Consider the following 20,770-nt stretch of genomic DNA (forward strand, 5'->3'; position numbering starts at 1 on the left):
CCGGGCGAGTGGGCGTGAAATTATCTGATAGGTAATGGCTTTCAAGCGCCTGTGCCGCCAGCCCCACGACGGAGGGCCAGTTGAGATGATCGTCGCCCCAGTGGCTTTCGAATTGGGTTGGCTCGAATTCGCCGCTCTCGGCCAGAGTGAAGTGCGCGGGTATCACAGCCAGTCCCCTGTTGTTTCCGCTAGGCCGCGCGGATGAGGTCCACAGCTTTGACCAGCATGCCGCTCAAAAGATCTTCCGCGTCAGGATTTCCGGGAAGAACGCCCTCGGCGGTGACGGCCACGGTATCGCTGAGGAACGCGGCGAAGACGTAGGACTTAGTGGCACCTTGGGCGGCCTCTGCAATGGATTCGGTGGTGACGATTCCATCGATGGGCGGCCCAGGCTGGCGGGTGACGTTCGCGACGACCACCCGCCCGGCTACTCGCTGGGTGACCGCGACCTGCTCACAACCTTTGGGGACGATCGCCTTCCCCAGCGGGGTGGGCGAACTCACGGCGCCGACCAGGATCGCTCCCTTCCCGAGCCCGCCGATCATGGTGTACTGCGCATCCTGGGGCGGCCGCACCGGTTGGAGCACCGATCGGCACAGCGGAGGGTCGACCTTCACGATGTCCCCGACCCCGACGGCGAAGAATTTCTCCGCGTCGGGTCCCAGGGGCGCCAGAGCGGTGTTCTGTATTTGGTCGAAACCCGGCGGGAATTGGCCTTCCAGCTGGCTGAGCCGACTGATGTCGTAGTACTTCGCGTGTTGTGGGGGCGTGATTTTCGCCTTGGGTAATGCTGGTGGCAAGGCGGCGGCGCCGGGCGGGCTCACCGGCGTTCCGTCGACGGAGCGTGCGCATCCGAGCATCAGGGTGAACGCCAGCACCATCGCTGCCCAGAAGAGTGATCGTCGGGAGCATCGCTGCATCAGGCGGCCGGTTTGTCCAGGGTGAAGCTGATGACCACGTCGCTCATCAGCGACGCATACCGGACCACGTGGTCTTTTGCACGACCAGAATCATACCGTCAAGGAATTTCGCAGCTTATTCAGTATGCCTACTGGTATCGGGAGATCGCCGCAGATCGGTTTGCCTCCGTATGGATCGACGAATTCCGCTATCGCCGAGGCATTTCCAGAAATCGCGGACGACCTACTGCATACCCTTCGAACGCATTCGATGCGCAGGCTAACATCAGCCAGATCATCGACCTGCATCCAGAAAGACGAGAGAGCACCTGCATGACACATCGTCAACGGCGACGCGTTCTGGTCGCCGGCGGCACTGCGGCAATGGCGTTGCTGCTCGTGGCGTGCGGCAGTCACACGCCATCGTGGTTTCCGGTGCAGCCGCAGAAAACCTCCAAAACGCACGCTCCCGATGCGGCACCGGCTACCCCGGCGTCATCCCCAAAACCTTTGTCCGCCAGCAGTATCAAAACACTGATCCTTCCGGACGAAGACGTCATCGAGATCGCAGGGCTGCAGCTTCAAGATCGGGCTCAGTTCGACTCCCCCAACGCCTCGTCAGGCGACTACAGCAAACCTGAGTGTGCCCTGACGCTCGGGATCACCAAGGAGGCTCTCGGGGACGGAGAATTCACTGCTTATCGCTCCGTCCGGAACCAAGCGTCTAAAGACGACGGCTTGATTGGGATGTTCTCACAAAACGTCGCGCTTTTCGAAACGTCCGACAAGGCCAGCGAGATTTTTCACAATGCATATGCGTCGCTGGGCCGCTGCGATTCCGCCACCATTGCCGCGAAGAATAATCCCGCCAACTGGAAAATTTTGGCGCCCGGCCCATTCAACGGCGACACCGTGAAATTCGGCGCATTGCAGTTCACTGACAAGAACCAACCCCTCGGATGGCGCTGCGATCATCAGGCGCACGTCAAGGACAACGTCATCGTCGAAGCGTCGATGTGCGCGTGGGCGAACGGCGCGCCCGCTGCGGCGGCCGCTGTCGACCAGATCAGCGCGCGGATACCGCCCCCAGACAAGCCCGCGCCCCCTGCGCCGACAGACTTCCTCTCAGCCAGCAAGATCAAGTCTCTGATCGTGGGAGTGCCCGAGGCCAGCAAGATCCTGGGCGCCAACCTCGGCGATAGCAGCACGGTGTTCTATCCCCCGGCCGCTCGAGACTTGGGCGATAAGTCGAAATGCAGCGTGTTGGTAGGTCCGGATGCGAACTCTTTCGGGCCCGACGTCGATTACACGGCTTATCGCGGCACGGACTACCGCGAGGCGAAAGACAATTACCAGCACATCGTCGACCAACAGGTAGCGACGTATCTTGATGCCGAAACGGCGTCTCGCTATTTCCGCGACGCTTTCGAAGGTCTCGATGGATGCGACGGGGCGTCGGTGTCCAGCGAAACAGGAAGTCATGTCGAGTTTGAGGTAAAGGCCCCCGATATCGCCGACGATCGAGCTCAATGGGTGATCACCGGGATGACCAACGGTCAGCCGGACCCGTGGCGCTGCGCGTTCAATTTCCGCATTCAAAGTAATGTCCTGTTTGTCGCCAAGGTTTGCCAAAACGGCGATCCGGCATTGATCGCCAGTCAGCTGGCCGATCAGATGGCTGCCCACATCCCTAAGTGAGCGGTCAACGCGCTACAGCAGTCGGCCGCCGTCGGCGCCGAAGAAATGCAGGTGCGCCGGTTGTGGATGCACCCGCACCCGGGAACCGCGCGGCGGGGGGTCCTGGCCGTCGGTGCGGGCGACGATTGAGTGGGTCAATGCGTTGTTGGCGTTGGTGATCCGCCCGTACAGATAGGCGTCCGCGCCGAGCTCCTCGACGACATCGATCTGCATCTCGACACCGGTTGCACCGATTTCCAGGTGTTCCGGCCGAACGCCGACGACGATTTGCTCTGCCGCAGAACTGATCTCGCGTGGCAGTGGGATCGACCAGTCTCCCAGGGCAACGCGGTGATCGACCACTGGGACGGTCAGCAAGTTCATGGCCGGCGACCCGATGAACTCCGCCACGAACATGTTGACCGGATTCCGGTACAGCTCACGAGGTGCCGCGCACTGCTGCAGGACCCCGTCACGCAGCACCGCGACCCGATCCCCCATCGTCATCGCCTCGACCTGGTCGTGGGTGACGTAGACGGTGGTGGTGCCCAGCCTACGTTGCAGCCCGGCAATCTGATTGCGGGTCTGCACCCGCAGTTTCGCATCCAGGTTGGACAGCGGTTCATCCATCAAGAAGACCTGCGGTCGGCGAACGATCGCGCGTCCCATGGCAACTCGCTGGCGTTGCCCGCCGGAGAGTTCTTTTGGTTTACGGTCCAGATACGGTTCGAGGTCGAGTAACCGGGCCGCATCCACAACCCGTTCCCGGATTTCACTTTTCGGGATCCCGGCGATCTTGAGGGCGAAGCCCAAGTTCTGCGCGACCGTCATGTGCGGGTAGAGCGCGTAGTTCTGGAAGACCATCGCGACGTCGCGGTCCTTCGGATCGTCGTCGGTGACGTCGCGGGCGCCGATCAGGATGCGCCCGGAGTCGACCGGCTCCAGGCCGGCGATCATCCGCAACGACGTGGTCTTGCCGCACCCGGAGGGTCCGACAAGCACCACGAACTCACCGTCGGCCACGCTCAGGTCCAGGTCGTCGACGGCGGGCGACGCCGCACCCGAATAGCGCCGCGTCGCTTGATCGAAAGTCACCGGAGCCACCGGCTACCCACCCAGCCCGGTGACGGCGATGCCGCGTATGAACGCGCGCTGCGCAATCGCGTACACGAACAGCAGTGGCAGCAGGATCAGGATGGATGCGGCCATCAACACCGGCCACCGCGACACATATTCACCCTGCATTCGAACCAGCCCCAGCGTGAGTGTCGAAATGCTGTTGCGCTGAATCATCAACAGTGGCCAGAGAAAATCGTTCCAGACGTTGACCCAGGTGAGCACCGCCAGCACCATCACCGCCGGCCTTGCATGCGGAAGCAGTATGCGCCAATAGATCTGCCAAGGGGTACAGCCGTCAAGGATTGCGGCCTCTTCGAGTTCGTCGGGCAGGGTGCGGAAGAACTGGCGCATCAGGTAGGTGCCGAACGCACTGCCGAACAACCCGGGCACGATCATCGCCCACGGTGTGTCGGTCAGTCCGGCGATCCGCATCAAGATGAACTGCGGGATGACCGTGACCGTCAGCGGAACCATCAACGTCGCCAAATACAAGATGAATAACGTATCTCGGCCGCGAAATCGCAATCGCGCGAACGCGTAACCGGCCAGCGAGCAGAAAAAGACCTGCCCGGCACTGACACACCCGGCATACAGGACTGAGTTGAAGAACATCCGCCAGAACGGCATGAGGGCGAATACTTCTCGATAGTTCGACCACTGCGGCTGCGCGGGAAACAGTGTCGGTGTGGTCACTTCGCCCGCCCGTTTCAACGACCCCGACACCGCCCACAGGATCGGGAAGAGCGCACAGGTCGCGATGGCCGTTAGGGCCGCGTACACCGCGACACCGCGCAGCGCTTTGGGTCTGAGCACCCGAGCGATCACGCCCACGATTTTTCCTCCTGCGCCGCTCGGCGGCGCCCGAGCCGCAGCTGCACCACGGTCAGGACCAACAAGATGCCGAACATCACCCACGCCAAGGCCGAGGCATAGCCGAATTCCAGAAAAGCGAAGGCATGCTGGAACAACATGATGCCGAGAACATAGGTCGCCGTTTCCGGTCCCCCGTTACGTCCGGTGAGCACGTACACGAGATCGAACGCCTGGAACGCATGAATGATCGAGATGACGACCACGAACGACACGGCCGATTGGATCAACGGCACCGTAATCGACACGAACTGGCGTACCTCCCCCGCACCGTCGAGCCGGGCGGCCTCGTAAAGGTTTTCCGGCACCCCTTGCATGGCGGCCAACAAGATCACGGTCGCGAACGGCACGCTGCGCCAGACGCTGACCATGCACAGGGACGTCATCGCCCACTTCGGATCCACCAGCCACGGGATCGGGCTGATACCGACCCAACCGAGCACAATGTTGAGCAACCCGTTGTTGGTGTTGAAGACGAACTGCCAGACGACGGCAATCACCACCGATGACACCGCCAACGGCGTGAAGATGATCGTCCGGAAAACGCCGATTCCCTTGATGTTCCGGTTGAGCACGCCGGCCACCGCCAGGCTGATGAGGACGGTCGGCACGACCGTGCCCACCACATAGACCACCGTGTTGCGCATGGCGATGCTGAAGAGCGGATCTTCGGTGAACAGGTCGCGGTAATTAGAGAGGCCGGCGAATGTGGCAGGAGTGAACAAGTCCCAGTTGTGCAGGCTCATGTACAACGAAAACCCAAGCGGAAACAGCATGAACACGACGACCGCGACCAGATTCGGTGCGACGAACAAGCGCCCGGCCCGCGCGCGTCGCCTCGACGGCGGGCGACGCTGCGTCACTGCGGTAGACGTATCGGCGGCAGTCATGGAGTTCGGAGCACCTCGTCGATGTGGTTCGACAGCGCGCCGGTCAACGTTGTCGCGGGACGCACACCGCGCAGCACCGGGCTGATATTGCGATCTATCAGTGCCGCGATCTTCGGCCAGTCGGGAGTGACCGGCAGACCCTCGGCGTGTGCCGGCCCACCGGTAAGCACGGCGATATTTCCAATTCGGCTGTGCGCCTTGGCGAAACCTGCCGAGTGAATCGCCGACTTCAACACGGGCACGAATAACCCGGTTTCGGCGATCACGGCCTGTCCCACTGGGCCGGCGGCGAACTTCACGAACTCCCACGCCTGTTTCTTGCGCGGACTGCTCGCTGCGATCGCCAGCCCGGTGGTGCCGATATTCGATTTAGCACCATGCCCTTTCGGCCCGGCCGGCAGGACGGTGATATCAAAATCCAGACCGGTCGCGCGGTCGAGTGTCTGGTAACGCCAATGCCCGCCGAGTGCCATCGCCGCGTGACCGGAGGTGAACAGGTCCGTCGTCGCCATCGACTGCGCCTCCGACGCGGTGGGAGCGACATTGTGCCGATTGGCCAGATCGGCGTAGAACTGAATTCCGTCGATGAACGCGGCGTCATCGAAATTGAGGTGCGTCGGGTTGACCCGCGGATTCGACCACGGGACACCGTTGTTCATGCCGAACAACAGGGCCGAATAGTACGGAGCCCAGGTGTCGACGAATCCCCATTGCGTGACCCGGCCCGTCGTCTCACGCTTGGTGAGCGCCTTGGCCGCGTCGAGAAATTCGCCGAAACTCCACGGCTCATCCCACCGCCCGGGAGGCAGGGGAACACCGGCCTCGGTGAACAGTGTCTTGTTGTAGAACAGGAAATTTCCCGACCACTGCTCCGGAAACGCGTACTGTCCGCCGTTATAGGAGAACGTCTCGTAGAGCGCGGCCACGCTGTCGGACGTGATCTCCGCGGCGAACTTGTTGTCGTGGGCCAGCATGGTGTTGAGGTCGAGTAGCACGCCCCGCTCGGCCAATCCGGAGTAGGTGAATTCCCACGCCATCAACACATCCGGGCACTTACCTCCCGCACAGTAGATCGACTCGTGCAGCAGCGCGTCCGCTCCGGATAGCACCGTCCGTACCTTGATCTCGGGATGCCGGCGCTGAAACGCATCGATCACCCGCAGCCGGGCGTCTGCCTCTTCGGGATTGGCCGCGAAGAAGAACGTGAGCGCGTCGTCATCCGAGCTGCAAGCGGTGGGCCACAGCGCCATCGACGCCGCACCGATCGCGCCGGCACCGCGTAGCAAGGTCCGCCGATCGAAGGGTCTACCGCGACCAAAGCTGGTGTTCGTGATGTCTCTCCGGCTCGCAGTGACGGAAACGTAGTTCTTTCGTAGTAGGTCCGGCTGTGGTGTTCCTGGGTAAGCCGCGGCGGCCGTCACTGCGCGAAATAGCGCACCCGCTGAATTCCGGTGCCACCACGGGCGACGTCGGCGAACAGAATGCCGCGCCGCTGGACCGACGCGACCGAGGCCGCGACGGTGGCGCCCGCGGCGATCAGCTTCGTCACGGCCGCGCCCGAACATCGCCCGATGAGCTCGCTGACATCGGCGGCCTCGTCGTCACCGAAAGTGATTGTCGCACCGGATGACAATGCCTGGAGCGCGGCGAATCTGTCACCTAGTCCCACGGCGTGCGGCCGCGATCCCACCGGATCTTCGACGCGTCCATCATCGGTGAACAGACCTACCCAGCCCCGGCGATCGTGGGCGGCCGCGGCTGCCGGCGAGCGCTCCACTGCAGCCAGCAACGCCGACTCCATCGGGCCCGTCATCGGCTTGCCACGATCGCGACACCCGCCGCGCGCAGGGCGTCAAGAGCCGCCGCGGTGGACTCCTCCCCGACGCCGACGGTCAGATCCACCAGCACTCGGGTGGTCAGGCCCTGCCGCGCCGCGTCCGCCGCGGTCCATCGCACGCAATGATCGGTGGCGATGCCCACCACGTCGACCTGGTCGATCTTCCGCTGCCGCAGCCAGTCGGCGAGCAGCGTGCCGCTGTCGTCGTGGCCGCTGAACCCGCTGTACCCGGCGTCGTAGGCACCCTTGCGAAAGACCGCCTCGAAACGGCCGGCGTCCAGATCAGGGTGGAAATCCGCGCCGACGCTGTCGACCCGGCAGTGCGGCGGCCACGACGAGATGTAATCCGGATGATCGGAGAAGTGGTCTCCCGGATCGACGTGCTGATCCTGCGTGGCGATCACGTGGAGGTAATCAGCGCCATCGGCCAGATAGTCCCGGATCGCGCCCGCCAGTTCAGCCCCGCCGGCCACGGCCATCGAGCCGCCCTCGCAAAAGTCTTTCTGAACGTCGACGACGACCAGCGCGCGCATGACACCACGTTAACGTCGAACAGGACGGTGCTCGACTCACCGCAACCATTCCGCTGGGTAGGATCGGCAAAGCTGACGCCGCTAGCTGCGCGTTGCATCGGGTAGTTTGTCAAACTATAGTCCAGACACGTGTCCAGAAAGCTGGTCGAGGCCCCGCCCGAACGTTTCACGGTGCTGATTCTCGGCACCTCCACTTCAGATCGGGCGTGAGTATGCGGATTGCGCTGTTGTCGTATCGCAGCAAGCCGCACTGCGGCGGCCAGGGCGTTTACGTCCGGCATTTGAGCCGGAGCCTGGTCGACCTGGGACACCACGTCGAGGTGTTTTCCGGCCAGCCCTACCCCGAGGAACTCGACCCACGGGTGGTGCTGACCGAGGTGCCCAGCCTCGACATGTACCGCGAACCCGACCCGTTCCGCATTCCGCATCCCCGCGAAATCCGGGATCGCATCGACCTCCTCGAGTTGGCCGGAGTCTGGACCGCGGGCTTTCCCGAACCACGCACCTTCAGCCTGCGGGCCGCGCGACTGCTGGCCGACCGTCAGGATGACTTCGACGTCGTGCACGACAACCAGAGCCTGGGTGTCGGCCTGCTGAAGATGGCGGCGGCCGGCCTGCCGGTCGTCGCCACCGTGCACCACCCGATCACCCGCGACCGGCTGGTCGACCTCGCCGCGGCACGCTGGTGGCGTAAGCCGTCGGTGCGCCGGTGGTACGGCTTCCTGGGAATGCAGGAACGGGTAGCCCGCGCCATCCCCGAGTTGCTGACAGTTTCATCGTCGTCGGCGACCGATATCGCCGCCGACTTCGGTGTCCACCCGGACCAGCTCCATGTGGTGCCGCTGGGCGTCGACACAGACATGTTCGCGCCGTCATCCGAACCGCGAGTTCCGGGCCGCATCATGGCGATTGCCAGCGCGGACGTGCCGCTCAAGGGCGTCGGGCACCTCCTGCAGGCGGTCGCCAAGCTCCGCCACCACCACGACCTGGAATTGCAGCTGGTCGCCAAACTCGAGCCGAACGGTCCCACCGAGAAGTTGATCGCCGAGCTCGGCATCTCCGACATCGTCCACATCTCCAGCAGACTGTCCGACGACGAATTGGCCCGGCTGTTTGCATCGGCTGAACTTGCTTGTATCCCTTCGCTTTACGAAGGTTTCTCGCTTCCGGCGGTGGAAGCGATGGCGAGCGGAACCCCGATCGTGGCCAGTCGCGCCGGCGCGTTACCCGAGGTGCTGGGTACCGACGGCGGCTGCGCAAGGCTGGTTCCGCCCGGTGACGCCGCCGAGCTGACCCGGGTCATGGGCGAGCTGCTGGACTCCCCCGCCGAGCTCACGCGGATGGGCGCGGCCGGTCGGCGTCGTGCTGTCGAGGTGTTCAGCTGGGGATCGGTGGCCGCACAGACGCTGCGCGTCTACGAGCAGGCCATCGCCCGCACCGGAACGGCCGGTGATCCGAGCGAGCCGGTGGACGAGCCGTGCTGACCGTCGATTTCGACCGCCTCGGCATCGGCCCCGGCTGCAAAGTCATCGACGTCGGCTGCGGTGCGGGTCGGCACAGCTTCGAGGCCTACCGGCGCGGCGCCGACGTCGTGGCATTCGATCAGAGCGCAACCGACATCGCCGACGTCGACACGATGTTCCACGCCATGGCCGACGCCCACGAGGTGCCCGCATCGGGCCACGCGGACGCCGTCGTCGGCGACGCCCGGGCACTGCCCTATCCCGACCAGACCTTCGACTGCGTCATCGCCTCGGAGATCCTCGAACACATTCCCGGCGACGACGCCGTCATCGCCGAGCTGATACGCGTGCTCAAGGTCGGCGGCATGCTGGCGGTCACGGTGCCGCGATGGCTTCCCGAGCAAGTCTGCTGGCTGCTCTCCGACGACTACCACAGCAACGAGGGCGGCCACATCCGCATCTATCGGGCCAACCAGCTGCGCGGCAAAATCACCAACCGCGGCATGACATTCACCCACACCCATCACTCGCACGCGTTGCACTCCCCATTCTGGTGGCTCAAATGCGCTGTGGGAGTTGATAAGTCGGACCATCTTGCCGTTACCGCCTACCACAGATTGTTGGTGTGGGACATGATGCAGCGCCCCCTGCTGACCCGGCTGGCGGAATCGACGTTGAACCCGTTGATCGGCAAGAGCGTCGCGCTGTACTTCGAGAAACCGGTACCCGCCTTTGAGTTGGTCTAAAGTACCGGGCGTCGACGGCGTCCTGTCCCCCGAGCAATGCCGCCAGACGGCTGAATCTATTGCTGCACTTCAGTATTCCTCGGGCGAGATCCCGTGGTCCGCCGGTGGCCATACCGATCCGTGGGACCACGTGGAATGCGCGATGGCGCTCACCGCGGCCGGGCTGATCGAACCGGCACGGCGCGCCTACGACTGGTGTCGCCGTCAACAACGTGCCGACGGGTCCTGGCCGATCCAGCTACGCGCGGGAGTCGTCGAAGACGCCAACAGCGACAGCAACTTCTGCGCGTACGTGGCGGTCGGGGTCTGGCACCACGTGCTGGTCACCGGCGATCGGACTTTCGCGACGACGATGTGGCCGACGGTGCGCGCCGCCGTCGAATTCGTGTTGGATCTTCAGCTTGAGGGTGGTGAGATCGGTTGGGCGCGTAGCCCTTCCGGACCGTTGACGGAGGCCCTGCTGACCGGCTGCGCGAGCATTTTCCACAGCATCCGGTGTGCGCTCGCGTTGGCGAACATGCTCGACGAGCCGCAACCCGAGTGGGAGCTCGCACTCGGCCGGCTCGGACATGCGATCGCCGTTCATCCCTCCGCCTTCACCGAGAAGCCGCATCACTCGATGGATTGGTACTACCCGATCCTCAGTGGCGCGTTGCGTGGCAGCGCCGCGACGGCCCGAATCGCCGACAGGTGGCACGATTTCGTCGTCGACAGGCTTGGCATCAGGTGCGTCGACAACCGGCCGTGGGTGACCGGCGCCGAAACCTGCGAGCTGGTGTTGGCCCTCGACGCGATGGGTGAGCGGCAGGCGGCGCTGACGCAGTTCGCCGCCATGCAGCATCTGCGGGAGAAGGACGGCTCGTACTGGACGGGGCTGGTGTTCAGCGATGGAAAGCGTTGGCCTGTCGAGCGCACCACCTGGACGGGTGCCGCGGTGATCCTCGCCGCCGACGCGCTGTCCCGCACCACCGCGGGCAACGGCATCTTCCGTGGCGCCGATCTGCCGCGTGGCCTGGAAAGCGACTACGACTGCGAGTGCGCGGCCAGCCCGTCGGATCGCTAGACCGCCACCCCGGCGTCGCCGGTGGTCCGATGCAACACCCGCATCGACCCGGTCGCAGATTTCTCCGTGAATGCGCCGCTTTCCAGTGCGCGGCAATAGATCTCGTAAGGTGGCCGTCCGCCGTCGCGCGGATCCGGAAAGACGTCGTGAATGATCAGCGCGCCGCCGGCACCGACCCACTTCGCCCAGCCGTCGTAGTCCTTGCGTGCGGCCTCCTCGCTGTGGCCACCGTCGATGAACAGCAGCTGTAGCGGTGTGCGCCACCCCTGCGCAACCACCGTCGACTTGCCGACCACCGCCACCACGTTGTCGTCCAGCGCGGCATCGTCGAGGGTGTGGCGCAATGCGGGAAGCGTGTCGAACCGCCCGGTGACGGGGTCCACCAACGACGTGTCGTGAAACTCCCATCCGGGCTGATGCTCCTCGGAGCCGTGGTGGTGATCGACGGTGTAGAGCACGCTGTCGCGGGCTCGCGCCGCCGCACCCAGCAGCACTGTCGACTTGCCGCAATAGGTGCCGATCTCCACGCCGACACCGTGGTCGAGATAGCTCATCGCCACGTCGTACAGCGTGCGGCCCTCGTCAGCGGGCATGAAGCCGGTCACCCGATCCGCCAGCGCAAACAACCGGTTGGTCAACTCGTCGGTGGCAGTGCGATCTGCGGAGGACACCATTTACTGAACGTAGTGCACGGAGCCTGTCAGCCAGTTGCCGCACCTAGGTGGGTGTAGTAGTGTCCGGACACGTGTCCAACCCGATGGTTCGGGAATCGACCAGACGGCGCCTGACCGCTAAGCAAGCCGAAACCGTTGACCGGCTGGGCAACGCGGCAATCGGTGTGCTGAGCCGAGAAGGCTTCTCCGGGTTGACGATTCGTATGGTCGCTGCGGAGGCCGGCGTGGGCGCGGCCACGGCCTACACATACTTTTCCTCGAAAGAGCACCTTGTCGCGGAGGTTTTCTGGCGGCGGTTGGCGTCGAGTCCGGTGCAGCCGACTGACTCGCCGGATCTGGACGTCCGCGTGATCGCCGTGCTACGACAGATCGCATTGCTGGTCGCCGACGAACCGTCGCTGGCCGGTGCGGTCACCAACGCGCTGCTCAGCACAGATCCCGAGGTCGAGCATCTACGGCTGCGTATCGGCCGCGAGATACATCAACGCCTGGTCACCGCTTTGGGCGACGGACACGCGCCTGACCTGGTCGAATCACTCGAGCTGCTGTACGCGGGAGCTTTGGTGCGGGCCGGGATGGGCTACGCCTCCTACAGCGAGATCGCCGATCGGCTAGAGACCTCAGCGCGACTCCTGTTGGCCCAGAAGCCATAGCAGGATGTGGCGGGCTGGCATGATCAACGCCCATGGACGCCGCCGACCATCCTGAACGCGATCAGGCCTGGGACACCACGGCGCGATCGGAAACTGAAACCCAACGGTTAGATCGCAACTGGCTCAGTCTGTTGCAGGAATTGCGCGTCGTCCAGACCGGGGTCCAGTTGCTCACCGGCTTCTTGTTGACGCTGCCGTTTCAGCCCCGATTTGACGGGCTGAGCGCGATCATGCGGATCGTCTACCTGGCGACGGTGGGCTGCTCGGTCGGTGCCACCGTGTTGTTGGAAGCTCCGGTCGGGATGCATCGCATATTGTTTCGCCGGCACCAAACCCGGTTCCTGGTATCCGCGGCGGACCGGCTCGCGTATGTCGGTTTGCTGCTGATGGGCTTGGCGCTGATCGGTGTCACCGTGATCATTTTCGGCACGGTGGCCGGTACCCCGGTGGGTGTCATCGCGGGGGCGTGCGCTGCCGTCGCTCAACTCGGTTTCTGGGTAGTGCTGCCGCTGTGGGTGCGCAGTCAAGCACCCCCACCAGCGCCTTAAGCTGTCTGCCGGCCCGGTTTGCATGGGGCACAAGCTGGGTAACACACCCGTCATGTTGATCCGCAGAATCGCGCGCCCTTTGCTGTCCGCAGTGTTCATCGGCCAAGGCATCGAAACGCTACGCAACCCATCGATATCCCTTGAAGCCACCGAGCCCACCGTTGCGGCGCTGCGCAACCTGCCAGAGCCCTACGCAGACAAGGTTCCGTCCGACCCCGAGACGGCTGCGCGGATCAACGCCGCCGTCCAGGTCAGTGGCGGACTGCTGCTCGCAACTGGAAAGCTGCCGCGAATCGCTTCGGCGGCACTCGCGTTCACGGTGATACCGGGCAGTCTTGGCGGACATCTGTTTTGGACCGAGAGCGACCCCGCACGCAAGACCGAAAAGCGCCGCGCCCTGCTGACTGATCTGAGCCTGCTGGGCGGGCTGATCATCGCTGCGGCCGACACCGCGGGTAAACCGTCGCTGGGATGGCGCGGCAGGCAGGCAGCCGGTCGGATCTCAGACAAGGTGACGTCAGCGCTACCACTGGCGGGATCCGATGATTCGGTGTTCGATTCCGAACTGGCCGAGCGGATCTCGCACAGCCTGCACGCCGGCGCCGAGCGCAGCCGGGAACTGGCCAGCGCGGCCGCCGAACGAAGCGCACCGGTGGTCGAGGCCGCGCGCAAACGCGGCGAGGAGCTGGCCAGCACCGCCGCCGAGCGCAGTGCGCCCGTCGTCAAGAAAGCCCGCAAGCGCGCGAAGAAGCGTGGCGCCGAATTGGCCGAAGCGGTGCGCGAACGCGGTGCCGAGTTGGCCGAAACCGCCCGTGATCGCGGCAGTGACCTTGGCGAGAAGGCTCTCGAGCGCGGCACCGAATGGGCCGACATTGCGCGCGATCGTGGCAGCGATTGGGCAGAAGTCGCGCGAGACCGCGGGGTCGAGTGGGCGGACACCGCCCGCGAACGCGGCGCTGAACTCGGCGAGCGCGCTTACGAACGAGGCAGCGAGTTGGCCGACACGGCGCGCGAACGCGGGGGCGATCTCGCCCACAAGGGACGGGTCAAAGCCCGCCGTTGGCACTAGCCCGGCCGCACCCGAGTGATCAAGGTTTAGCCGCTAGATACTGCATCATCGTCTCGACGATGGTGTTGACGCTGTGCCCAACGTCGATCGCCAACCCGTGCTCGTCGGAATCGAGCGGCTCCAGGGCGTCGAATTGTGACTGAACCAGCGACGGCGGCATGAAGTGTCCGCCTCGTTCGGCTTGCCTGCGGACGATCAGCTCCGGTGAACCCGTCACGTGCAGGAACTCGAGAGTCGCTCGGTGCGAACGCAATTGGTCGCGGTATCGGCGTCTGAGCGCAGAACAACTCATTACGCCGCGGTCAAGGTCCGCGAGCCACTGCCCTACGGCGGCCAGCCACGGGTAGCGGTCGTCGTCGTCCAGCGGCACGCCCGCGGACATCTTCGCGATGTTGGCGGCCGAATGAAAGGTGTCGGCATCGGCGAACGGGACACCGAGCCGGTGGGCCAGCGCCGCGCCCACCGTCGACTTGCCGGAGCCGGACACCCCCATCACCACGATCGATGTGCCAGGCGAACAATTCTTTTCAGTGGACACGCGGCTCGCTACGGCAGTGGCAGATTACGGTTCCACTCCAGCCAGCCCACGCCGGCCCGCCCGTCGGCCGTGCTCACGGTGGCCCAGACCCGCGGAAATTGGCTGACCCGGCCGTCTTTGGCGACGAAGCGAAGTGGTGCGTGTCCGAGCACGTCGACCGTCGCCGTGATGCCACCGGGATTGAGCGCCAGGGTCGCGGCAGTCGGCAGACCGTTCGTGTCGAAGGCCTGTGTCGCAGAGATGGACTCCACCTCGGTAACCGTTCCAGGACGGTCCTGGACGTATCCGACACTTATCGGCGGAACCCCAGGGATTGTGAGGTCGACCCCGTGCACGTGTGTTCCGTCGTCGAGGTGCAGCGCGCTCCAGAGCCAGTCCATGCTCCACCAGTCCCGCACTCCCCAGGAGTGGTCACGCTGGCCGGGCACCGCGTCGAGGACGTAGCGACGTCCATCGACGGTAACGGATCCTGTTACCGTGCAGGGAATTTCGTATCGAGTCGCAACCCGGTACTGATACGGCGTGCCGTCGGTGGTCCATTCCAGTTCCAACTCGACGTCGGCGGGTTCGCCGGCCTCGTCTCGCAGCAACGCGGCCGGATCGACATAGGACTGACCGTGGCCGCGGAGCGCTACCCGGTAGGTGCGCAGCGGGTCGGCGGCCGAATGCGTGAAATCGATCGCGCCGGTGCGCACCGCCCACGGGTCCGTCGGCATCGGAACCTCGAAGTCGACGACGGCGACGGTGGGCAGGCCCGGGCCGCACAGCAGGGCATGCAGCCAGGCCGTCTGCTGATTGGGGATCAGCCCGAGACGTATCCAACCGCCGAATCCTTGTGCAGTGTCGGCGAAGTCGGCGTACCAGCTCTCGTTCCACAGCGGCTCACCGGTCGGGGCGTGGGCCGACTCGTCATCGGTCGACGGGCGCAGCGGCTCGACTGGCGCCGGGAGGATGGTCAGTGCGTCGGTATCCAGCACATGCTCGCAATGCCGTTGCAGCATCGTCATGAACATCGCGTCGCCACGTTCGGTGCGCTCCACCAGCATCGACGACACGATGGCCATCATCACCCCGAAGAAGCTCTGCCGGCGCACACCTTCGCGCACATCGGCCAGGCTGATCGGCGCATCCGACCCGAGCGCGCGGTGGTAGGCGTCCAGCAGCGCCTCGTAGTTCTCACGGCGATCCGCGACCGACAGTGCGCAACCCACGAAGTAAGCCAGATCGGTCATCGCGGGACCCCAGGTGACCGTCTGCCAATCAACCACGGTCAGTGGGCGTTCCGCGCCGTCAGCACCGAACAGCAGGTTGTCCAACCGGTAGTCGCCGTGAAGTAAACCGTGAACGCGATCTGGTGCCGCCTCGGCGGCCAGATAGCCGTCGAATCCGCCGACCAGTCGCTCGCACACCAAGCGATGTTGCGGTGAGATCTGGTCGCCATAGCGATCGATGAAGCCAGCGAACAGTGCAGTGATCAACGCCTGGCTGACCGGCGAGTCGCGATTGAGCCACGACGCCTCGGCGAGCGTGGTGTCGCCCAGCAGCGGACCCTGCAAGCGACCCAGTTCTGTGACGGCGGTGTGAGCTTGCTCCAGTGTGGCGCCGCGGATTTCATCGCCGACGACAGCCGGGGTCGCATCGCCCAGTAGCACATCGAAAATGCCGGACGACGCGTCGAACGCAGTGTGGTAGCACGGCGCGACCGGACCGTGCAGGCGTGGAGCGATGTCGCGGTAGAAGCACACTTCGTGCTCGTAGAGGCCCAGCGTCATCCCGGTCTGTCGACTCATCGGGTCGGTGGCCGCGACCTTCAGCACCACCGAGTCGGGCCGGACGGCGTCAGCGGCGTTGTCGGCATAGGTCAACTGAACCCGGTAGCACTCGCTCATCTGGCCCGTGCCGATCCGTTCGGCGGTGAAATCGGCGACGGTTCCGGCGCCCAGGGCTGCCGTCAGCCAGGCAGCGGTGAGGTCGGCCGGCCGTTCGACGACGTTGTCGGTGTGCGGTGTCATGGCTCATTTACGAAACCACATCGACCGTCATCGCGCCAGGGAAAAGCCTTCCCAGGCCAGCCGCCGTTCGGGGTGCGGGTCGAATTCGAGATGGGACTTGCGGTCGAAGACCATCACCGCGCGGTCGGTGTCGGTGTAGGCCGGCCAGTCCTCACCCGGGCTACCCGTGCGACTGAATGATCGCCAGCGCCTTTGCACTTCGCGGGTGACCCGCAAAGCCGACCGGCGATCGACCGGTGCGGTCAGCAACGCGCCGAGCTTGGTGCGGTAGAACCCGAAAACCGCGAGCAGCTCGGTGGCATGTGTAGCCCCCAGCCCCGACCAGCGCAGCACGCGGGGCGCGTAGTCGTACCGGTAGGAGTAAACGGGCGCGTGCCTGCCATGGGCCTCGGCCATCGCCCAGGCCGCCGAACCGAAGGCGAAATCGCCGCCGAGCCGGATGCATGCCGATCGCTCAGGGTAGTCAGGGTAGGCACCGGTAATGCGTTCCCGGGCAATCGGATCGACTCCGGCCAGCAGCGCTTCGATCATCGGCTCGTTCGTCGGCAACAGTTGCAGGAAGCGGGTGAACAGCCGCCCTTCGTCGGCGTTGGTCCCGACGATCAGCGGAACGCGATGCGCCTTGCCCTGTTGCATCGCGTCGACCGGGTCCAATGGCAACACATCGTCACCGAACACCGGCCCGATGGGGAACGCGCCCAACATGTCTCGCACACCGTCGTTGATCAGCCGGTTCTGCGCCGACACCAACTCCGCCGGCGTCGCCTTCATCAGCGCATCGGCGGCGTCCTGCCCGCCGGCTCCCAGCAAGGTGGCGAACCGCGCCGCGAACTCGGCGGCGACATCGGTGGGTCGCGTCATCCCGCTGGCCGGGCTCTCTGAAATCACTTGAGCAAAAAGGCCTTCGGCGTCCGGTGCGGTCATCAATGCCGCGACGGCATGCGCACCGGCGCTTTCGCCGAACACTGTCACATTGGCCGGGTCCCCGCCGAACACCGCGATGTTGTCTTTGACCCAGCGCAGCGACAGGATCAGATCGCGGAGAAACAGGTTGCTGTCGACGGTGACGTCCGCCGTCGACAGCGACGACAGATCCAGACAGCCCAGCGCGCCGAGCCGATAGTTGACCGAGACGTAGATGCACCCGCGCTTGGCCAGCGCCACCCCGTCGTAGATCGGCGTGGCCGAGCTGCCCATGATGTAGCCGCCGCCGTGCACAAAGACCATGACGGGTAGCGATTCGGCGTGCGGTTCCTCGGGCGCCGTGACATTGAGGGTGAGGCAGTCCTCCCCCATCGCCTGATATTTGCCCACGCCGAGGATGGCGTAGCGATGCTCCTGCGGCGCGCATTTGGTGAAGCCGTGGCAATAACGCACACCCCGCCACGGCTGGGCCGGCTCGGGCGCGCGGAACCGCAGCGCACCCACCGGCGGCCGGGCATACGGGATGGATCGCCAGCGGTGGACGCCGTCGCAGGTGAAGCCTTCGACGGTGCCGGCGGCGGTCGTCACGCGAACCGTGTGTTCGTGCATCTCCTGACGGTAGCGAACGTCAGTGGTTGGCGCTCGGCAGGTCCGGTTCGAGCACCCGGATCGTCCCGCTGGTGCCGTCGACCTCGATCAGCGCCCCGGGCGGGAGGCGTCGGGTGGCGTCGTGCACGTCGACCACACAGGGAATCCCGAATTCGCGTGCCACCACGGCGGCGTGGGACATCGGTCCGCCGAGTTCGGTGACGACGGCGCCCGCGTAGGTGAATGCTGCGGTATAGCCGACGTCGGTGACCTCGGCGACGAGGATCTCGCCGGCTTGCAGCTCGTCGATGGTGTCCGGCCGAACGATCCGGACCCGGCCGCGGACCCGGCCGGCACTGACGCCGGCACCGGTCAGACCCTGGCCGGCGGACAGCACGGACGTTGCGGCGGTGGTAGGCCGCCAGTCGCCGCTGAAGACCGCGGGCGGCACCACCCCGGCGAGCCGGCGCTGTTCGGCGCGGCGGCGCGCCACCAGGTCGGTCGTGTCGGTGGGTAGCGCGTCGAGTTCGTCGACCAGCAGATAGAACACGTCATCGACGGTCTCGAGCTGTCCCGCCTCCACCAGCCTGCGTCCGAACTCGCGAAGTAGGTTGCGCAGCAACCAGTTCGCGCGCACCATCCGGTCGCGGCGGACTTCCCGGTCGCGAATCTGATGGGCGGCCAGCAGCGCCACCGGCCGGGCTCGACGCGGGATGAGCGGCCGACGTGTCTCCGAACGGGTCGGTGACTCAAGTGATTTCGAGGCCATGCGGAGCATCAGCTCCGGATCGTCGGCGTAGCTGGATGAGCGCATCTCCAGCTCAGCGGGACCGCGGTGGCCGAATTCTTTCAGTTCGGCGAGCAGGGTGGCATGGAACTCCGGGGCCTGGGCGGACAGCTCGTCGAGGTGGTCACCGGCACCGGCCAGAATCCGGAGCACGTTGGGATCACGTCGCGCGGCATCCGCGATTCGATACACCGCGCTCAGCGGACCCGCACTGGCCAGCTCCTGGCCGACCGGCAACACCATGTCGCGCCCGTTCAAGCCGCGCAGGATCACGCTCAGCGCGGCGAACGCCAGAAATGACCCGGACGCCAGGATCCAGCCATCGACGACGTGGTCGCGCGCCAACAGGATCAGGCTCTGCAGTCGCGGTTCGGAAAGCTGCGAGAGGTCGCCCGCAACAACCTCTTCCAAGCGTTCGACGTCGTCGACGAAGTCACCGGTGTCGCGGCCGGCACCGACGATCAACCCGGCGAGGTTGACGCCGAACACACCCAGGTTGCGGACAATGCGCAGCGGGCCCGCGGCGTTGCGTGATTCGGGGGGTAGCTGCTGCTCGCCGTGTATCGGCATGGAGGCCACGCTCGGGCCGAAGAACTGGCTCTGCCGGACCACCGTGCCCGGCTTGACGAAGGGCACCACCTCGGCCATGTAGTGCGCGGTCGTGATGGCGCCATACAGCCGGTGGGCGAACACTCCGACTGTGCGCGTGGCCATTTCGCGCTGAATGAGTCCACCCGGACGGAGGCGTCCGGCGATGACCGCACCTGATGCGCGTAAACCTTTGACCGTCACCGACGCCGACGACGGCGAGAAAGGCCCGGGCAGCGCCTCGGACAGGTTGGTGGCCAGATACGTCGGGAAGCGGCGGTCGATCGGTGTATCGAACTCACCGTTGCCACCGTCCGGACCGGCCAACTCCGTGGCGAGCCCGTCGGCGGCCGGTACATCGACGGCCGGGATGTCCTGCACGCGCGTCAACCGCCACGGCAGCGATCTCGTCCACCGGCCGATGCTCAGCTGGCCACGCACCGCCAGCGCGACGTCATCCAGACAGCCCTGGGCGGTCCAGGCCGGATCAATGTTCCATTTGTCCTGCAGCAGAGCAGTGTTCATTGGTGGCGCACTCAGCAGGAGGGCGAGCTCGGCCGCCGCGCTCAGCTTTCGAAGCACTCGGGGCGCCACCGGCCGTCCGAGCTTCGCGGCCATCTCACCGAGGGTGAGCTCGCCGGGTGCGGCGAGGTTCACCGCTGCGCTGCCGATGCCCGGGTCGACGGCGGCGCGGACGAAGGTCCGGTGCACGTCGTCGCTGTGCACGACTTGCAGAGTCTGATTCCGGGTACCGGGGAAGAACGCGGAAGCCAATGCTCGTCGTACCCAGTTGTCGACGGCGCGGCCGAAGATCGCCGCGACACGGATCGTCACCCACTCGGCGCCGGATGCGGCGATCAGGTCTTCGGCGCGCGCCTTGTCCAGGCCGAGCGTCGACACCGGCTGCAGCGGATCATTTTCCGACCTCCAGGCACCGGTTTCGCCCGTGCCGTAGACATGGGCGGACGAGGCGAAGACGACGCGCCGGGTCCCGCTGTGGCGCATAGCGTCGAGCACGTTGACCGTGCCGCCGATATTGACCTCATGATGGTGAGGCTGACCCGAAGCGGGGTCGGGCGTCCACGCACAGTGCACGACGACCTCCGCGCCCGCAATGGCCCGCTGCACCGCGGCGGCGTCGCGAATGTCGCCCGGTACCAAGGTCGCTCTGCTCGGCCAGCTTTCGGGCTGATGGCGAGACAGGCCCACGACCTCGTGGCCCGCACTGAGCAGGCGTACCACGAGGCCGCGACCAACTACTCCGCCGGCCCCGGTGACAGCGATCCTCATGG

The 20,770-nt window shown here is 65.3% G+C and carries 19 protein-coding genes; 7 read left to right on the top strand and 12 right to left on the bottom strand.

The window, feature by feature from the left end; translation table 11 throughout:
• Positions 1–188: 188 nt before the first annotated feature.
• Positions 189–881 carry a hypothetical protein gene (locus ACQY5A_RS05165; RefSeq protein WP_428339311.1) on the bottom strand — a complete coding sequence of 231 codons (693 nt, stop codon included), beginning with the start codon at positions 879–881 and terminating at the stop codon, positions 189–191.
• Positions 882–950: 69 nt separating this feature from the next.
• On the opposite strand from ACQY5A_RS05165, the gene ACQY5A_RS05170 reads away from it, so the two are divergent.
• Positions 951–2,597: a sensor domain-containing protein gene (locus ACQY5A_RS05170; protein ID WP_428339313.1), complete on the top strand. Its 1,647-nt coding sequence runs from the start codon at positions 951–953 to the stop codon at positions 2,595–2,597.
• Between the two features lie 12 nt (positions 2,598–2,609).
• Here the strand turns inward: ACQY5A_RS05170 and ACQY5A_RS05175 are convergent, their stop codons facing one another.
• The 6 genes from ACQY5A_RS05175 to ACQY5A_RS05200 form a co-directional block, all read right to left on the bottom strand.
• The gene (locus tag ACQY5A_RS05175) at positions 2,610–3,680 is read right to left on the bottom strand and encodes an ABC transporter ATP-binding protein (RefSeq protein WP_428339314.1); all 1,071 of its coding nucleotides are present in this window, start codon (positions 3,678–3,680) and stop codon (positions 2,610–2,612) included.
• A 3-nt stretch (positions 3,681–3,683) separates the two neighbouring features.
• Entirely contained in the window at positions 3,684–4,526 is an 843-nt protein-coding gene (locus tag ACQY5A_RS05180) for a carbohydrate ABC transporter permease (protein WP_428339315.1), read from the bottom strand.
• Positions 4,517–5,428, bottom strand: a complete 912-nt coding sequence (locus ACQY5A_RS05185; protein ID WP_428339408.1) for a carbohydrate ABC transporter permease — start codon at positions 5,426–5,428, stop codon at positions 4,517–4,519. Before ACQY5A_RS05185 ends, ACQY5A_RS05180 begins: the two co-directional genes overlap by 10 nt.
• 23 nt (positions 5,429–5,451) lie before the next feature.
• Positions 5,452–6,705: an ABC transporter substrate-binding protein gene (locus tag ACQY5A_RS05190; RefSeq protein WP_428339316.1), complete on the bottom strand. Its 1,254-nt coding sequence runs from the start codon at positions 6,703–6,705 to the stop codon at positions 5,452–5,454.
• Positions 6,706–6,872: 167 nt separating this feature from the next.
• On the bottom strand, positions 6,873–7,268 hold the full coding sequence (locus ACQY5A_RS05195; protein WP_428339317.1) for a hypothetical protein: 396 nt from the start codon (positions 7,266–7,268) through the stop codon (positions 6,873–6,875).
• Positions 7,265–7,825: an isochorismatase family protein gene (locus ACQY5A_RS05200; RefSeq protein ID WP_428339318.1), complete on the bottom strand. Its 561-nt coding sequence runs from the start codon at positions 7,823–7,825 to the stop codon at positions 7,265–7,267. Before ACQY5A_RS05200 ends, ACQY5A_RS05195 begins: the two co-directional genes overlap by 4 nt.
• 212 nt (positions 7,826–8,037) lie before the next feature.
• Here ACQY5A_RS05200 and ACQY5A_RS05205 point away from each other — a divergent pair, with 212 nt between their 5' ends.
• From ACQY5A_RS05205 to ACQY5A_RS05215, 3 genes are read left to right on the top strand one after another with little or no spacing between them, the layout of a single operon-like run.
• Complete coding sequence (locus tag ACQY5A_RS05205) at positions 8,038–9,309, top strand: glycosyltransferase family 4 protein (RefSeq protein WP_428339409.1); 1,272 nt, start codon at positions 8,038–8,040, stop codon at positions 9,307–9,309.
• Positions 9,303–10,034 (top strand): class I SAM-dependent methyltransferase, encoded by a 732-nt coding sequence (locus tag ACQY5A_RS05210; protein ID WP_428339319.1) that lies wholly within the window; start codon positions 9,303–9,305, stop codon positions 10,032–10,034. The genes ACQY5A_RS05205 and ACQY5A_RS05210 overlap by 7 nt, the downstream gene beginning before the upstream one ends.
• Positions 10,021–11,097, top strand: a complete 1,077-nt coding sequence (locus tag ACQY5A_RS05215; protein ID WP_428339320.1) for a prenyltransferase — start codon at positions 10,021–10,023, stop codon at positions 11,095–11,097. The genes ACQY5A_RS05210 and ACQY5A_RS05215 overlap by 14 nt, the downstream gene beginning before the upstream one ends.
• Here the strand turns inward: ACQY5A_RS05215 and ACQY5A_RS05220 are convergent.
• The gene (locus ACQY5A_RS05220; protein WP_428339321.1) at positions 11,094–11,771 is read right to left on the bottom strand and encodes a class I SAM-dependent methyltransferase; all 678 of its coding nucleotides are present in this window, start codon (positions 11,769–11,771) and stop codon (positions 11,094–11,096) included. The two genes, ACQY5A_RS05215 and ACQY5A_RS05220, sit on opposite strands and share 4 nt — an antisense overlap.
• A gap of 83 nt (positions 11,772–11,854) precedes the next feature.
• Here ACQY5A_RS05220 and ACQY5A_RS05225 point away from each other — a divergent pair, with 83 nt between their 5' ends.
• The 3 genes from ACQY5A_RS05225 to ACQY5A_RS05235 are packed head-to-tail and all read left to right on the top strand — an operon-like array spanning position 11,855 to position 14,041.
• Positions 11,855–12,424: a TetR/AcrR family transcriptional regulator gene (locus tag ACQY5A_RS05225; RefSeq protein WP_428339410.1), complete on the top strand. Its 570-nt coding sequence runs from the start codon at positions 11,855–11,857 to the stop codon at positions 12,422–12,424.
• 32 nt (positions 12,425–12,456) lie between these two features.
• Positions 12,457–12,972 carry a DUF6328 family protein gene (locus ACQY5A_RS05230; protein WP_428339322.1) on the top strand — a complete coding sequence of 172 codons (516 nt, stop codon included), beginning with the start codon at positions 12,457–12,459 and terminating at the stop codon, positions 12,970–12,972.
• Between the two features lie 52 nt (positions 12,973–13,024).
• Positions 13,025–14,041 carry a DoxX family membrane protein gene (locus ACQY5A_RS05235; protein WP_428339323.1) on the top strand — a complete coding sequence of 339 codons (1,017 nt, stop codon included), beginning with the start codon at positions 13,025–13,027 and terminating at the stop codon, positions 14,039–14,041.
• Positions 14,042–14,060: 19 nt separating this feature from the next.
• Here the strand turns inward: ACQY5A_RS05235 and ACQY5A_RS05240 are convergent, their stop codons facing one another.
• The 4 genes from ACQY5A_RS05240 to ACQY5A_RS05255 are packed head-to-tail and all read right to left on the bottom strand — an operon-like array spanning position 14,061 to position 20,768.
• Positions 14,061–14,534, bottom strand: coding sequence for a gluconokinase (locus ACQY5A_RS05240; RefSeq protein WP_428339411.1), 474 nt, complete (start codon positions 14,532–14,534; stop codon positions 14,061–14,063).
• Positions 14,535–14,587: 53 nt separating this feature from the next.
• A complete protein-coding gene (locus tag ACQY5A_RS05245; protein ID WP_428339324.1) occupies positions 14,588–16,591 on the bottom strand; it encodes a DUF7065 domain-containing protein in 2,004 nt (667 codons plus the stop codon).
• A 27-nt stretch (positions 16,592–16,618) separates the two neighbouring features.
• Positions 16,619–18,124: a carboxylesterase/lipase family protein gene (locus ACQY5A_RS05250; RefSeq protein WP_428339325.1), complete on the bottom strand. Its 1,506-nt coding sequence runs from the start codon at positions 18,122–18,124 to the stop codon at positions 16,619–16,621.
• A 19-nt stretch (positions 18,125–18,143) separates the two neighbouring features.
• Positions 18,144–20,768 carry an NAD-dependent epimerase/dehydratase family protein gene (locus ACQY5A_RS05255; protein ID WP_428339326.1) on the bottom strand — a complete coding sequence of 875 codons (2,625 nt, stop codon included), beginning with the start codon at positions 20,766–20,768 and terminating at the stop codon, positions 18,144–18,146.
• Positions 20,769–20,770 lie beyond the last annotated feature (2 nt).

It is taken from the genome of Mycobacterium sp. (genome assembly GCF_965277065.1).
Taxonomy (GTDB): domain Bacteria; phylum Actinomycetota; class Actinomycetes; order Mycobacteriales; family Mycobacteriaceae; genus Mycobacterium.

Bases quoted from the DNA above. Each gene is read 5' to 3' on its own strand.
- ACQY5A_RS05165 (WP_428339311.1), bottom strand. From the start codon at position 881: ATGGTGCTGGCGTTCACCCTGATGCTCGGATGCGCACGCTCCGTCGAC.
- ACQY5A_RS05170 (WP_428339313.1), top strand. From the start codon at position 951: ATGACCACGTCGCTCATCAGCGACGCATACCGGACCACGTGGTCTTTT.
- ACQY5A_RS05190 (WP_428339316.1), bottom strand. From the start codon at position 6,705: ATGGCGCTGTGGCCCACCGCTTGCAGCTCGGATGACGACGCGCTCACG.
- ACQY5A_RS05195 (WP_428339317.1), bottom strand. From the start codon at position 7,268: ATGACGGGCCCGATGGAGTCGGCGTTGCTGGCTGCAGTGGAGCGCTCG.
- ACQY5A_RS05200 (WP_428339318.1), bottom strand. From the start codon at position 7,825: ATGCGCGCGCTGGTCGTCGTCGACGTTCAGAAAGACTTTTGCGAGGGC.
- ACQY5A_RS05205 (WP_428339409.1), top strand. From the start codon at position 8,038: ATGCGGATTGCGCTGTTGTCGTATCGCAGCAAGCCGCACTGCGGCGGC.
- ACQY5A_RS05220 (WP_428339321.1), bottom strand. From the start codon at position 11,771: ATGGTGTCCTCCGCAGATCGCACTGCCACCGACGAGTTGACCAACCGG.
- ACQY5A_RS05225 (WP_428339410.1), top strand. From the start codon at position 11,855: ATGGTTCGGGAATCGACCAGACGGCGCCTGACCGCTAAGCAAGCCGAA.
- ACQY5A_RS05230 (WP_428339322.1), top strand. From the start codon at position 12,457: ATGGACGCCGCCGACCATCCTGAACGCGATCAGGCCTGGGACACCACG.
- ACQY5A_RS05235 (WP_428339323.1), top strand. From the start codon at position 13,025: ATGTTGATCCGCAGAATCGCGCGCCCTTTGCTGTCCGCAGTGTTCATC.
- ACQY5A_RS05240 (WP_428339411.1), bottom strand. From the start codon at position 14,534: ATGGGGGTGTCCGGCTCCGGCAAGTCGACGGTGGGCGCGGCGCTGGCC.
- ACQY5A_RS05245 (WP_428339324.1), bottom strand. From the start codon at position 16,591: ATGACACCGCACACCGACAACGTCGTCGAACGGCCGGCCGACCTCACC.
- ACQY5A_RS05250 (WP_428339325.1), bottom strand. From the start codon at position 18,124: ATGCACGAACACACGGTTCGCGTGACGACCGCCGCCGGCACCGTCGAA.
- ACQY5A_RS05255 (WP_428339326.1), bottom strand. From the start codon at position 20,768: ATGAGGATCGCTGTCACCGGGGCCGGCGGAGTAGTTGGTCGCGGCCTC.